Below are 13175 nucleotides of genomic sequence, written 5' to 3'. Positions count from 1 at the left end.
ATATTGACGAACTCTCTCTCACGTCATGGGAGGGAGAGTTGTCTGAAAGGCTGCCCGACGTGCGGGAGAGTTGTCTGAAAGGCTGCCGGAAGTGCGGGAGGGGCGCCTGAAAAGGTGCCGGAAGTGCGGGAGGGGCGCCTGAAAAGGTGCCGGAAGTGCGGGAGGGTCGGAGGTGGTTTTCGAACGTTCGGTCGGGATCGTGAAGCATTGGTTTTACTGACTGGTATTGCTCAGAAAACATCGCTTTATCTTATGAAAATCCGGTTGCATACTGATTCGTAAGAGGTCCACATTTTGAGAAAGAACGAGTTCCATCCATGACCAACATCTTCACGGAATCCGGCGCAACCACCGGCAACGCCGCAGGCAACGAAGCCACGCACGCCGCCGTCTCGGAAGGGTCGACGGTCCTTGAGGCCGCGGCCCTGGCCGAGGACACCATCGCGCTGGTGCGCCACTGGCTCACCGAAGCCGCCAAGGTGCCCGTCGACGCCTCGGCCGAGCAGCTCGCCGGGGTCCTGAAGGACCCCAACGGCCTGGACTTCACGGTCGGGTTCGTCGACGGCGTCGTCCGTCCCGAGGACTTGCAGGTCGCGGCCCGCAACCTCGCCGCCCTGGCCCCCAAAGTCCCGGCGTTCCTGCCCTGGTACATGCGCAGCGCGGTCCGCCTCGGCGGAACCATGGCGCCTGTCCTGCCGCAGGTGGTCATCCCGGTCGCCCGCCGCGTGCTGCGTGAAATGGTCGGCCACCTCATTGTCGACGCCACCGACGCCAAGCTGGGCCCGGCCATCGCCAAAATCCGCAAGGACGGCATCAAGCTCAACGTCAACCTGCTCGGCGAGGCCGTCCTCGGCGAGCACGAGGCCTCCCGCCGGCTCGAGGGCACGCACACCCTGCTGTCCCGTCCGGACGTGGACTACGTCTCCATCAAGGTCTCCTCGACGGTGGCGCCGCACTCCGCATGGGCTTTCGACGAGGCCGTGGAGCACGTCGTGGAGAAGCTCACCCCGCTGTTCACCCGTGCCGCGTCGTTCCCCAAGGCCAAGTTCATCAACCTGGACATGGAGGAATACAAGGACCTGGACATGACCATCGCGGTCTTCACCCGGATCCTGGACAAGCCCGAGTTCAAGAACCTCGAGGCCGGCATCGTGCTCCAGGCCTACCTGCCGGACGCCCTTGCCGCCATGATCCGCCTGCAGGACTGGGCCGCCGCCCGCCGCGCTGACGGCGGCGCCGCGATCAAGGTCCGCGTGGTCAAGGGCGCCAACCTGCCGATGGAACAGGTGGAGGCCTCCCTGCACGACTGGCCGCTCGCCACCTGGAACACCAAGCAGGACTCGGACACCAATTACAAGCGCGTCATCAACTACTCGCTGCACCCGGACCGGATCCGCAACATCCGGATCGGCGTCGCCGGCCACAACCTCTTCGACATCGCGTTCGCCTGGCTGCTGGCCAAGCAGCGCGGCATCGCGGATACCGCAGAGCAGAGCATCGAATTCGAGATGCTGCTCGGCATGGCCCAGGGCCAGGCCGAAGCCGTCAAGAAAGACGTCGGCTCCCTCCTGCTCTACACCCCGGTGGTCCACCCCGCCGAGTTCGACGTCGCGATCGCCTACCTGATCCGCCGCCTCGAAGAGGGCGCCAGCCAGGACAACTTCATGTCCGCCGTCTTCGAACTCAGCGAGAACGAATCCCTCTTCGAGCGTGAGAAGCAGCGCTTCCTAGCCTCGCTCGCCAAGCTCGACGACGAGGTCCCGCCGCCGAACCGCCGGCAGAACCGTGCCCTCCCGGCCGCGCCGCTGCCGCACGATTCGTTCGAGAACACCCCGGACACCGATCCTTCGCTGCCCGCGAACCGCGACTGGGGCCGCGCCATCCTGGGCCGCGTGGGAACCTCCACGCTGGGCGACGCCGCCGTCGAGGCCGCCACGATCAACGATGCGGCGACCCTGAATTCGGTCATCGAGACCGCCGTCGAGAGGGGCAGGGCCTGGGGTGCACTCTCCGGTGCCGAGCGCGCCGAGATCCTGCACCGCGCCGGCGACGTCCTCGAGGCCCGCCGCGCCGACCTCCTCGAGGTCATGGCCAGCGAGACCGGCAAGACCATCGACCAGGGTGATCCGGAGGTCAGTGAGGCCGTCGACTTTGCGCACTACTACGCCGAATCGGCCCGCAAGCTCGACGACGTCGACGGCGCCACCTTCGTCCCGTCCAAGCTCACCGTGGTGACGCCGCCGTGGAACTTCCCGGTCGCCATCCCGGCCGGCTCCACCCTGGCCGCCCTCGCGGCCGGCTCCGCCGTCGTGATCAAGCCCGCCAAGCAGGCCCGCCGCAGCGGTGCCGTCATGATCGAGGCCCTCTGGGAGGCCGGCGTCCCGCGCGACGTCCTCACCATGGTCCAGCTGGGCGAGCGCGAACTCGGTGCGCAGCTGATCTCCCACCCGGCCGTGGACCGCGTCATCCTGACCGGCGGCTACGAGACCGCCGAGCTGTTCCGTTCCTTCCGCCAGGACCTGCCGCTTCTGGCCGAAACCAGCGGCAAGAACGCCATCATCGTCACCCCCAGCGCGGATCTGGACCTCGCGGCCAAGGACGTGGCGTACTCCGCGTTCGGCCACGCCGGCCAGAAGTGCTCCGCCGCGTCGCTGGTGATCCTCGTGGGCTCGGTGGCCAAGTCCAAGCGCTTCCACAACCAGCTGATCGACGCCGTCACCTCGCTGAAGGTCGGCTACCCGGAGGACCCGACGAGCCAGATGGGCCCGATCATCGAGCCCGCCAACGGCAAGCTCCTCAACGCCCTCACCACCCTCGGCGCGGGCGAGACCTGGGCCGTGGAACCGCGGAAACTGGATGAAACCGGCAAGCTCTGGAGCCCGGGCGTGCGCTCCGGCGTCCGCCGCGGATCCTACTTCCACCTCACCGAGTTCTTCGGACCGGTCCTCGGCGTCATGACCGCGGAAACGCTGGAAGAGGCCATCGCGATCCAGAACCAGATCGACTACGGCCTCACCGCTGGCCTGCACTCGCTCAACAGCGAGGAACTGGGGACCTGGCTGGACACCATCCAGGCCGGCAACCTCTACGTCAACCGCGGCATCACCGGCGCGATCGTCCAGCGCCAGCCGTTCGGCGGCTGGAAGAAATCCGCCGTCGGCGCCGGCACCAAAGCCGGCGGCCCGAACTACCTCGTCGGCCTCGGCGAATGGGTCAGCAAGCCCAGCACCGCCGCCGAAGCGCCGGGTGCAGCTCCCGCCCACTCGGGTGTCCGCCGGATCGAGGACGCGGCCAAGGGCTTCCTGACCGCTGATGAACTCGCACCCCTGCAGCGCGCGCTGGCCTCCGACGCCCGCGCCTGGGCCGAAGAGTTCGGCACCGCGAAAGACGTCTCCGGCCTGAGCGCCGAGCGCAACGTCTTCCGCTACCGTGCGCTGCCCGTCACGGTCCGCCTCGCCGAAGGCGGGACGTTGGGCGGCTTGGTCCGGACCGTCGCCGCCGGTGTCCTCGCCGGGTCGGCCCTGACGGTCTCCACCGCCGTCGAACTGCCCGCCCAGTTGCGCGCGGTGCTGTCCGGGCTCGGCATTGCCGCCACCGTTGAGAACGACGCCGACTGGCTGGCCGCCGCCGGCACGCTCGCGGCGGCGGGCAAGCTTTCCGGCGCCCGGATCCGGCTGATCGGCGGGGACGCCAAGGCGCTGGCCGAGGCCACGGGCGGCCGGCCGGACGTGGCGGTCTACTTCCACCCGGTCACCGAGGCCGGACGCGTGGAACTGCTGCCGTTCCTGCACGAGCAGGCCATCAGCATCACGGCGCACCGCTTCGGCACGCCGAACCACATCTCGGACGCCGTGATCTAGCCCGGGGATGCTAGAACTCTAGCCCGGGCGTGCTAAATCGCCAGCGCCGCCGTGGTGCACCGTCAGGTGCAGCGCGGCGGCGTCGGCGTTAACGGCGGTAAGCCGCGCCGGCGGCTAGCGCGTGCGTCCTAGCCGAAGTACCATCCGGGCGGAACCCATGAGGCCGGGACCGCATGGGCAGAGAAGTCGTCGCAACCGGAGCAAAAGTAGGTGACCTCGCCGAGCTTGCTGACGGAGCCGTCCCTGCGGTGCGTGGCCGGGACGAAGGTCTCAAGGTAGATGAACTCGTCGGTGCCGCAGCGTTCGCAGTATGGACTGGCTACATATTCGGACTCCGCCAGGGTGGTCGGGCGGATTCCGCGGCGGTCCTGGCTGGCATGCTGAGCGGCTCCGGCGTGCTGCAGCGTACTGCCCGGGTGGTGCATTGCCGCGGGGGGTTGCGCCAGTCCGGTGGCTCCGGGGCGGGCGGGCATTGTGACCGGTCGCGCGGCCTTTGATGCGTGTGGCGCGGCCGGTGCGGACAAACGTGAGTGGTTTATGGCTGGCATCATTGTCGGCCTATCTCGAACGCCTCGGCGCCAGCCATAAGGCATCAGCGACCGACAGCGTTCGTTTTTTCGAAGCGTTGTCGTGGGCCTCTGCTTGACCTCGAACAGTTGATCTTGAGTAGTGTCAGGATAGATGAAGTACCTGCATCGTTCAATGGTCAAGTAAGTACTCCTCGGCAATAGTTCGCGTAAGTACCGGGGAATTACCGGGGGCCGAAGCGCGTGCCGCCGCGAGGGCTCCGGCCCTGATGAGCCTCCCGCCCGCCTCAGGCCGGACGTTTCAGGGTCCGGCCGACGATTGCCTGGGTGAGGGCATCGATCACCTCGGTGTTGGCCAACGGATTGCGGATGAGGGTGAAATCGACGTCGCCCACAGGCGGCAGATCGAAGCGGCGGGTGATGATCTTCAGGTCCTCCGGCACCAGCGAGGACGGCATGACGGCGACCCCGATCCCGGCCCTGACGGCGGCCAGTACGCCGCTGATCTGCCGTGTGGTGCAGGTGATCCGCCAGGTCCGGCCCGTGGCCTCGAGGGCGTCGATCGCGAGCTTCCGGCTCAGGCTGGGGGAGGGGTAGGCGATCAGCGGGACGGGATCCGCCGGAGCCAGCACGGTCTGTTCCAGGCCCACCCAGGCGAAGGCGTCCTGCTGGACCACGGTGCCGTCTTTGGCCCCGGCCACCCATTTCACGAAGACGAGGTCCAGCTGGCCGGCGTTGAGGCGCTTGTAGAGCTGGTCGCTCTGGCCCACCGTCAGCTCGAGATTGATCTGCGGATATATCTGCCGGAACTCCCGGAGGATCCGGGGCAGCCCGGTGATGGCGAGGTCATCGGCCGTGCCGAAGCGCAGGCGCCCGCGCATGGCGGATCCGGAGAAATACCGGGCGGCGGCGTCGTGCGCGGCGAGGATGTTCCGGGCGAACCCGGCCATGGCATCGCCGTTGTCGGTCAGCCGCACGTCCCGGGTATCCCGGGCAACCAGCACCCGCTTGGCGGCGGATTCCAGCTTGCGGACGTGCTGGCTGACAGTGGGCTGGGCCAGGCCGAGGCGTTCCGCGGCCTTGGTGAAACTCAGGGTTTCGGCCACGGCCAGGAACGAGCGGAGCTGGGCGGGTTCGAACATGGGTCTCCCGGATCGGACGCCGCAAAACCCCTGCATTGCATTTTGTAATGCGAGTTATGCGTCGAATAGGCTTCCATAATCTTTTGGGGCCAGCCTAGCGTTAAGTGCATCCCGCTCACCCGCTCTTTTGAGGACTTTCCCGTGGCACCCCCTCCGCCGCTCGAGGCGACCGCAGCTTCCCTGCCGGACACCATCACCCAACCACTCGCCGTCGTCAAGGAGCGCCTGCCCTGGCGCCACACCTTCATTTCGCTGAAGGTCCGCAACTTCCGCATCTTCGCGATCGGGCACTTCGTCGCCGTGATTGCGCTCTGGATGCAGCGGATCGCCCAGGACTGGCTGGTGCTCCAGCTCTCCGGTTCCGTCACCGCCGTCGGCGTCACCGTGGCCTTGCAGTTCCTGCCGTCCCTGTTCCTCGGCCCGTGGGCCGGCATGATGGCGGACCGGTTCGCGAAGCGGAAGATCCTGATGCTGTGCCAGTCGGTGGCCGCCGTCCTGGCCGCGGTCCTCGCCGTGCTGGCCCTGAGCCAGCGGATCGAGGTGGGGCACGTCTATGCGATCGCGCTAATCCTGGGCCTTGTGACCGTGCTGGATCAGCCGGCCCGGCAGGTGTTTGTCAACGAACTCGTCGGCCCCGGCTACCTGCGCAACGCGATCAGCGTGAACTCCACGATCTTCCAGCTTGGGGGCTTGATCGGTCCTGCCATCGCCGGGCTGTTGCTGACCGCCGTCGGTGCCGGCTGGGCTTTTGCCGCCAACGCGGTGGCCTGCTGCTTCACCGTGTCCATGCTGCTGAGCCTGCGGAAGGACCAGCTGCATGTCAGCAGCCCGGTCGCCAAGCGGCGCGGCATGCTGCGGGAGGGGCTCGATTACGCCCTAAGCAAGCCGACGATCTACTGGCCCTGGCTGATGGCCGGATTCGTCGCTGTCTTCGCCATGAGCCTGCCGGTGCTGCTGGCCGCGTTCGCCGACCATGTGTACGACGCCGGTGCCGGCGGCTACGGCCTGCTCAACACCCTCGTGGCCCTCGGGGCGCTGGCCGGCGCCATCACCTCGGCCCGGCGGCGCGAACTGCGGCTGCGCTCGGTGGTCCTGGGCGCCGGGATGTACGGGCTCATGCTGTGCCTGGCGTCGCTGGCGACGTCCATGGCCTGGTTCGGCGCGGCCCTGGTGCTGGCCGGCTTCTGGTGCCTGATGTTCCTCACAGCCGCCAACCAGTTGGTCCAAGTCAGCGCCAACCTCGCCATCCGTGGACGCGTCATGAGCCTGTACATCATGGTGCTGATCGGCGGGCAGGCGATTGGCGGGCCGATGATCGGCTGGCTGGCCGAGCACGCGGACCCGCACACCGCTGTCCTTGTTTCCGGCGGCGTGCCACTGCTGGCCGCCGCGACCGTCGCCGTCGTCCTGGCGCGGCGCGGGCAGCTCATGCTGAAGGTGGATCTGAAGGACCGCCGCCGGCTGCTGCGGATCGTGCCGAGCCAAAGCCGGCGGCAGGCAGCCGCCGCGTCCTAGCTTTCCGCGCCGATATCGGACAGCCGCGGCGTGGATCCACGCCGCGGCTGTCCTGTTTCGTCGCGGAAACCCGGGAACGGTGCTGAAACCGTGCGGTGCCGCTATCCGGCCAGCGGCACGTGCGGGTAGTCCGGCTCCCGGTGCTGGAACTGCAGGACATCCGGGTTCTGGACGACGCCGTCGCGGATTTCGATCGCACGGCGGATGGTCTCGTTCGCGGTCCAGGCCTCGGGGCCGGTGATCACGGTCCCGAGGAACGGCAGCAGGGCCTCGCTGATCTCCCAGCTGGAGGAATCCCAGAGGTAGGACGGGCTGTGGTCCACCGCGTAGTAGTCGATGTGGTCCCCGACCTTGAACGTCGGCTCGGCGAAGGAGGTGGTTTTCGCCCAGCTGAACCCCATGCCCTCGTCGCAGGACACGTCCACGATCAGGCTGCCGGGCCGGAAAGCGGCCAAGTCCTCGGTGCGCAGGTAGGTCAGCGGCGCGTTGGGGTCCTGCAGGGTGCAGTTGACCACGATGTCGCTCTCGGCGAGGAACGGTGCCAGCGGCACGCGCCCGCGCTCGGTGATGACCTCGCTGAGGTACGGCGCGTTGCTGTCGTGGTCGAACTGCGCGATCCGGACGGAGTGGATGGGCGAGCCCACCGCGGCAACACCGCGGTTGGTCAGCACCTGCACGTCGTGGACGCCGTGGGCGTTCAGTGCGGTTACCGCGCCGCGGGCCGTTGCGCCGAAGCCGATCACGACGGCGCTCAGCCGGCGGCCGTAGTCCCCGGTGGATCCGGTCAGCGCCAGGGAATGCAGCACGGAGCAGTAGCCGGCGAGCTCGTTGTTCTTGTGGAAGACATGCAGGCCGAAGCCCCCGTCGCTAGCCCAGTGGTTCATGGCCTCGAAGGCGATGAGCGTGAGTTTCTTATCGATCGCCAGCTGGGTGATGGCCCGGTCCTGGACGCAGTGCGGCCAGCCCCAGAGGACCTGACCGTCGCGGAGTTCGGCAAGGTCTTCGGGCTGCGGCTTGGGCAGGAGGACGACGTCGGCGTCCGCCAGCAGCTGCCGGCGCGGGGCGATGCGCCCCACGAGGGACGCGAGGTGCTCGTCCGACACGCCGAAGCGCTCGCCGTAGCCTTCCTCAAGGATCAGCCGCTCCCGGATTTCCGGCGCGATGCGGTCCAGGTGCAGGGGGTGGATGGGGAGGCGTCGCTCATCGGGTTTTCGTGTGCTGGCGAGGATGCCGAGGGTGAGGCGGTTCGCGGATCCGGTCACTTCTTTTTGGGGCTCGCCGTCTTGGCGGCGGTCACTTTGTCGAGGGAGCTGGCCGGCGCTGAGGCGGCCCTCTTGTCAGCGCGCTTTTCCTTGATGGATTTGCCGGATTTCTTGGATGCTGCTTGACGGGGGGACTTGTCAGCCATGATTGCTCCTGTAGCGGAACCGAAGAGGTTCCTGACTTCTGACGATACAGGTAGGAACCTAATAGGAGGCCGGAGCGGGGCGGCGCAGCGCAGGCTGCGGAGCCGACGAGTGGAGCGGCTGACGGGAATCGAACCCGCGTATCAAGCTTGGGAAGCTAGCGCTCTACCATTGAGCTACAGCCGCAGTGGGACTGTCCTGAATTCCAGTCGATAGTCCCGAACAACGAGGTTTACATTACCCCAGTCTGGCGGCGAGGTTGAACATTGGACCCGCGGGCAGCCCGGATTTTTGCCGCCGTGCCCGTCCGACGCTGGCGGTGTTTTCTTCGGCCGCCAGCAGATTTCGGGGGCAAAGCGCGCCGACAGACGGGTAGCCCCGTCTCAGATCCGGGTAATTCGAGCAAGTGGTGGCCAGTGGCCAGCAAATCAAAGAGGGGTAGGGCCCACTCGTGCGCCCCCTAAAGTCTTCTATTTTACTTGGGGGAGACCGCAGCCAACCCCGTCGCTAGAAGGTCCCGCCATGATTGATCTGAAGTTGATGGTGCCCAATCCCAGGTTATCGACGGAAGGACGTTGCCGGCCAGGTGCCGCTCCTGACGCATCGCCCCCGCCTCCCAGCGGGCTGCAAAGCGTGCCAGGACTGCGAGGCGGCGGGCATGAGTGAGCTCAAGCAGCGCAAGCGAATTCATGCCCCGCTCCTGGCTGCTGGTACGGTCCGCGTTCCGCAACGAACTCGAATTTCAGCGGAGCCCCAGCATTCGGTGTGGGACGACGAGTCCCGGACCACCCCCGCGTCGCCCAGGATCGCCGCCAATGTGCGATGGAGGAGCTTCGCCAATCGTCTTCGCATCACGGACGCTGCGGTGATTGCCGTTTCAGTCGCTTCGGCCTATCTGGTCCGGTTCGGCTCAGACGGGATGGCTGCTCCTGAGTCTGACTTTGAAACAAAATATCTCGTGGTCTCGACGCTGCTCCTTGTGGCTTGGATCGCTGTCCTGGAGATTTACCGTACCCGCGACAGCCGGACCCTCGGTGTTGGCGCGGCCGAATACAAGCGAGTGGCGCAAGCCACGCTCAAGCTGTTCGGCGCCCTTGCCATGGCGATGGTTTTCGTCCACTTTGATGTGGTGCGAGGCTACTTCGCCATTGCCCTTCCCCTGGGATTGCTGCTGCTCACGGGAAATCGCTGGCTTTGGCGCCGGTGGCTGAACCGGCAGCGGACCCGGGGCACCTACCTTTCACGAGTCATTGTGATCGGAGAGTCCACCGACGTCGAGTACGTCATCAACCAGATCCACAGGAACCCGGCAGCCGGCTACCAGGTATCCGGTGTTGCGCTTCCGACGTTAGAGAAATCCATGGAACTCAGGCCTCCGTGGTACCGCATCCCGGTGCTGTCCACCCTGGCCGACGTCTCGCGGATGGTCGAAGTGGCCGGCGCCGATGCCGTCATCGTCGCGGGGCCCGTCCCCGGCGGCAGCACCTACATCCGGGAACTGGGATGGAAGCTTGAAGAGACAGCGACGGAACTCGTCCTGGCCTCGGGACTCACTAACGTTGCCGGTCCGCGAATTCACTGGCGTCCGGTCGATGGATTGCCGCTCGTACACGTTGAGCTTCCGCAGTACGCAGGCGGCAAGCATGTTCTGAAACGTGCGGTGGATATCGCCGCCGCCAGTCTCGCGCTGTTGGTGTTGGCTCCGCTCCTGCTGGTTCTCGCCATCATCGTGAAACGGGACAGCGAGGGTCCCATCATCTTCCGCCAGCTCCGGGCGGGCAGAAATGGCATCCCCTTTCACATGCTGAAGTTCAGGTCGATGGTTCAGACTGCCGAAACTGATCTGGACGCCCTGCGTGATCTCAATGAAGGTTCGGGTCTGCTTTTCAAAATCCGGAATGATCCGCGTGTCACCCGGTGCGGACGCTGGATGCGTAAGTACTCCCTGGACGAGCTCCCGCAATTCTGGAATGTCCTGACCGGCGAAATGAGCCTGGTCGGACCGCGCCCGCCGCTGCCCACGGAAGTCGAAGGTTACGAGAAGTTCACCAATCGCCGGCTGCTCATTAAGCCTGGAATAACGGGATTGTGGCAGATCAATGGCCGTTCCAGCCTCCCCTGGGACGAGAGCATCCGGCTGGACCTCTACTACGTGGAGAACTGGTCGCTCACCGGCGACCTCCTCATCATGTGGAGGACATTCAGGGCCATGCGCACCCCGGTCGGCGCGTACTGAACGACGCGTGCTGAAGGAGATGCCCTCTACAAAGTCGGCCGTCGGCGTGCCGAACCCGGTTCCGTGACGGCAATGCGAAGCTGTGCGGCCCGCCCGGCAGGGAGTGCGGTATTTTTGAACCTGTGCTGATCTCTGACCGCGACATTCGAACCGAACTCGACTCCCAGCGGATTGTCCTTGAACCGTTCGACTCCGCCATGATCCAGCCGTCCTCGGTGGACGTCAGGATCGATAAGTTCTTCCGACTGTTCGACAACCATAAATACGCCCACATCGACCCGGCCGAGGACCAGCCCGAACTGACCCGGCTCGTGGAGGTTGAGTCCGGCGAACCGTTCATTCTGCACCCGGGCGAGTTCGTCCTCGGCTCCACGTACGAGACCGTGACGCTGCCCGATGACATTGCGGCGCGACTCGAGGGCAAGTCCTCGCTCGGCCGGCTCGGCCTACTGACGCACTCGACGGCGGGCTTCATCGATCCGGGGTTCTCCGGCCACGTCACGCTGGAGCTGTCCAACATGGCCACGCTGCCTATCAAGCTGTGGCCGGGCATGAAGATCGGCCAGCTGTGTTTCTTCCGGCTTTCCTCAGCCGCGGAGCACCCCTACGGGTCCGGGGAGTACGGCAACCGCTATCAGGGCCAGCGCGGCCCCACCGCCAGCCGCAGCCACCTGAATTTCCACCGCACCGAGATCTAGGGCGACGGTTCGGCCGGGCCGTCGCGCGCCGGCGCGGCGCTTGGAAGCCGGCGCCGTTCCAGGCGGCCCTATGCCGGACCGGAGGTCCGGAAGGCCGGCCGCCTGACCGGACGCCGGAAGAGCCGCACGAGCGGTTCCACGAAACGCGCGGCCAGCGGCCCCACGATCGCCATGATCAGTACATAGGCGGTGGCGAGGGCCGCCAGTTCCTGCGGCACCACGCCGGAGGCAACGGCCAGGCCGGCGATGACGATGGAAAACTCGCCGCGGGCAATCAACGCGGCCCCCGCGCGGAAACGGCCGGGAATCCCGATCCCGGCCCGTTTGGCCGCCCAAAATCCGGTGACCAGTTTGGTGGCTGCGGTCACCAGGGCCAGCAACAGCGCCCAGCCCAGGACCGGCGGGATGGACCGGGGGTCGGTATTGAGGCCAAACACAACAAAGAAGATCGCGGCGAAAAGGTCCCGGAGCGGCTCGAGGATGCGGGTGGCGCTGTGGGCCGTGGCCCCGGAAATTGCGATGCCGAGCATGAACGCGCCCACGGCCGCGGAAACCTGCATGGCGGCCGCGAGCCCGGCGACAAGAAGGGCCGCGCCGAGCAGATTGAGCAGGAAGACCTCGGAGTTTTCGCTGTGCACGGCCTTGGACACGTGGTGGCCGTGCCGCAGCGCCACCACCAGGACCAGGCTGACGACGGCCAGGGAAATGCCCACGGTCTGCAGGCCCAGCACGAAGCTGACCCCGGCCAGCGTGGCGGTCAGGACCGGCAGGTAGATGGCCATGGCGAGGTCCTCGAAGACCAGGATGGACAGGACCACCGGGGTTTCCCGGTTGCCGATCCGGCCGAGATCGGTAATCACTTTCGCCGCGATGCCGGACGACGAAATATACGTGACTCCGCCCATCACCATGGCCCCCACGACGCCCCACCCCAGCATCAGCGCGAGGCCCGCACCGGGCAGGAAATTGAGCACCAGGTCCAGGACGCCGGCCTGCCAGGAACGCCGGAGCCCCGTGACTAGCTCGGCCGCCGTATATTCCAGACCAAGCATAAGTAGCAGGAGGATGACGCCGATCTCCCCGGAAAGGTGTGCGAACTCGTGCATGCCTTCGAGTTTGACGAGGCCGCCGGCCCCGAAGAACAGGCCGCCCACGAGGTAGAGAGGAATTGGGGACATCCCGATCCGCCCGGCCAATCTGGCCAGCAGGCCGAGGCAGAAGACGACGGCCCCCAGCTCGATCAGGGTCAGGGCGAGCGGATCCATGCGGCTTATCCGTTGCGAAGGATGCTGGCCGCCGTGTCCAGGCCTTCTTGGGTCCCCACCGCGATGAGGAGATCACCGGGGTGGAGGACGACGTCGGGCGCCGGCGAGGGCAGGACCTCGCCTTCGCGCATGATGGCCACGATTGAGACCCCGCTGCGGGTCCGGATGCACGCCTTGCCCATCGGCTGGTTCTGGAAGGGGGATTCGGCGCTGATCGAAAACTGGCGGGTCACGATGCCGGGGACTTCCCGATGGGCTTCGGAGAGTTGCATGGCCAGCCGCTGGCCGCCCAGCAGGTTCCCCAGGGCCGCAGCCTCATCCGCGGTCAGCGGGACCGAGGCCTGGCAGGTGTCAGGATCGTCCCAGGTCGAGACGATGAGTTCGGTCTGGCCTTCCCGGTATTCGACCACGCCGATCCGTCGTCCCGAGGCAGTCATGAAGTCCTTGCGCCGGCCGAGGCCGGGGAGGTCCGTTTCATCCACGTTCATACCTTCAGCCTAGTGCGGGACGAGGATTTTCGGACGGC

10 protein-coding genes and 1 tRNA gene are annotated in these 13175 nt (G+C 66.5%); 4 read left to right on the top strand and 7 right to left on the bottom strand.

Annotated features, from left to right (window positions below):
* Positions 1-317 precede the first annotated feature (317 nt).
* Entirely contained in the window at positions 318-3860 is a 3543-nt protein-coding gene (locus tag AB4Y72_RS13895; RefSeq protein ID WP_441426742.1) for a bifunctional proline dehydrogenase/L-glutamate gamma-semialdehyde dehydrogenase, read from the top strand.
* Between the two features lie 128 nt (positions 3861-3988).
* Here the strand turns inward: AB4Y72_RS13895 and AB4Y72_RS13890 are convergent, their stop codons facing one another.
* A complete protein-coding gene (locus AB4Y72_RS13890) occupies positions 3989-4333 on the bottom strand; it encodes a hypothetical protein (RefSeq protein WP_441426741.1) in 345 nt (114 codons plus the stop codon).
* A gap of 341 nt (positions 4334-4674) precedes the next feature.
* Positions 4675-5529: a LysR substrate-binding domain-containing protein gene (locus tag AB4Y72_RS13885; protein WP_441426740.1), complete on the bottom strand. Its 855-nt coding sequence runs from the start codon at positions 5527-5529 to the stop codon at positions 4675-4677.
* Positions 5530-5670: 141 nt separating this feature from the next.
* On the opposite strand from AB4Y72_RS13885, the gene AB4Y72_RS13880 reads away from it, so the two are divergent.
* Positions 5671-7044, top strand: coding sequence for an MFS transporter (locus tag AB4Y72_RS13880; RefSeq protein WP_441426739.1), 1374 nt, complete (start codon positions 5671-5673; stop codon positions 7042-7044).
* Between the two features lie 101 nt (positions 7045-7145).
* Here the strand turns inward: AB4Y72_RS13880 and AB4Y72_RS13875 are convergent, their stop codons facing one another.
* The 3 genes from AB4Y72_RS13875 to AB4Y72_RS13865 all read right to left on the bottom strand — a co-directional run bounded on the left by AB4Y72_RS13875 (position 7146) and on the right by AB4Y72_RS13865 (position 8636).
* On the bottom strand, positions 7146-8306 hold the full coding sequence (locus AB4Y72_RS13875) for a N(5)-(carboxyethyl)ornithine synthase (RefSeq protein WP_441426738.1): 1161 nt from the start codon (positions 8304-8306) through the stop codon (positions 7146-7148).
* Entirely contained in the window at positions 8303-8452 is a 150-nt protein-coding gene (locus AB4Y72_RS13870; protein WP_018774018.1) for a hypothetical protein, read from the bottom strand. The genes AB4Y72_RS13875 and AB4Y72_RS13870 overlap by 4 nt, the downstream gene beginning before the upstream one ends.
* A 110-nt stretch (positions 8453-8562) precedes the next feature.
* Positions 8563-8636, bottom strand: a tRNA-Gly gene (locus tag AB4Y72_RS13865).
* 472 nt (positions 8637-9108) lie between these two features.
* Between AB4Y72_RS13865 and AB4Y72_RS13860 the strand changes: the two genes are divergently transcribed.
* Both AB4Y72_RS13860 and dcd read left to right on the top strand, forming a co-directional pair.
* Positions 9109-10686: a sugar transferase gene (locus tag AB4Y72_RS13860; protein WP_441426737.1), complete on the top strand. Its 1578-nt coding sequence runs from the start codon at positions 9109-9111 to the stop codon at positions 10684-10686.
* A gap of 122 nt (positions 10687-10808) precedes the next feature.
* Positions 10809-11384 carry a dCTP deaminase gene (dcd, locus tag AB4Y72_RS13855; RefSeq protein ID WP_441426736.1) on the top strand — a complete coding sequence of 192 codons (576 nt, stop codon included), beginning with the start codon at positions 10809-10811 and terminating at the stop codon, positions 11382-11384.
* Positions 11385-11452: 68 nt separating this feature from the next.
* Here dcd and AB4Y72_RS13850 read toward each other — a convergent pair whose 3' ends face one another.
* Positions 11453-12649, bottom strand: a complete 1197-nt coding sequence (locus AB4Y72_RS13850; protein ID WP_441426735.1) for a cation:proton antiporter — start codon at positions 12647-12649, stop codon at positions 11453-11455.
* Between the two features lie 5 nt (positions 12650-12654).
* The gene (locus tag AB4Y72_RS13845; RefSeq protein WP_441426734.1) at positions 12655-13137 is read right to left on the bottom strand and encodes a cation:proton antiporter regulatory subunit; all 483 of its coding nucleotides are present in this window, start codon (positions 13135-13137) and stop codon (positions 12655-12657) included.
* Positions 13138-13175 lie beyond the last annotated feature (38 nt).

The organism is Arthrobacter sp. YAF34 (genome assembly GCF_052113245.1).
In the GTDB taxonomy this organism is placed as follows: Bacteria; Actinomycetota; Actinomycetes; order Actinomycetales; family Micrococcaceae; genus Arthrobacter.
The sequence above is the reverse complement of the archived record's forward strand: the minus strand, read 5'-3'. Positions and strand labels throughout refer to the sequence as shown.

Excerpts from the sequence above, each read along its gene's own strand:
- AB4Y72_RS13870 (WP_018774018.1), bottom strand. The coding sequence starts at position 8,452 with ATGGCTGACAAGTCCCCCCGTCAAGCAGCATCCAAGAAATCCGGCAAA.
- AB4Y72_RS13895 (WP_441426742.1), top strand. The coding sequence starts at position 318 with ATGACCAACATCTTCACGGAATCCGGCGCAACCACCGGCAACGCCGCA.
- AB4Y72_RS13845 (WP_441426734.1), bottom strand. The coding sequence starts at position 13,137 with ATGAACGTGGATGAAACGGACCTCCCCGGCCTCGGCCGGCGCAAGGAC.
- AB4Y72_RS13850 (WP_441426735.1), bottom strand. The coding sequence starts at position 12,649 with ATGGATCCGCTCGCCCTGACCCTGATCGAGCTGGGGGCCGTCGTCTTC.
- AB4Y72_RS13860 (WP_441426737.1), top strand. The coding sequence starts at position 9,109 with ATGAGTGAGCTCAAGCAGCGCAAGCGAATTCATGCCCCGCTCCTGGCT.
- AB4Y72_RS13890 (WP_441426741.1), bottom strand. The coding sequence starts at position 4,333 with ATGCCCGCCCGCCCCGGAGCCACCGGACTGGCGCAACCCCCCGCGGCA.
- AB4Y72_RS13885 (WP_441426740.1), bottom strand. The coding sequence starts at position 5,529 with ATGTTCGAACCCGCCCAGCTCCGCTCGTTCCTGGCCGTGGCCGAAACC.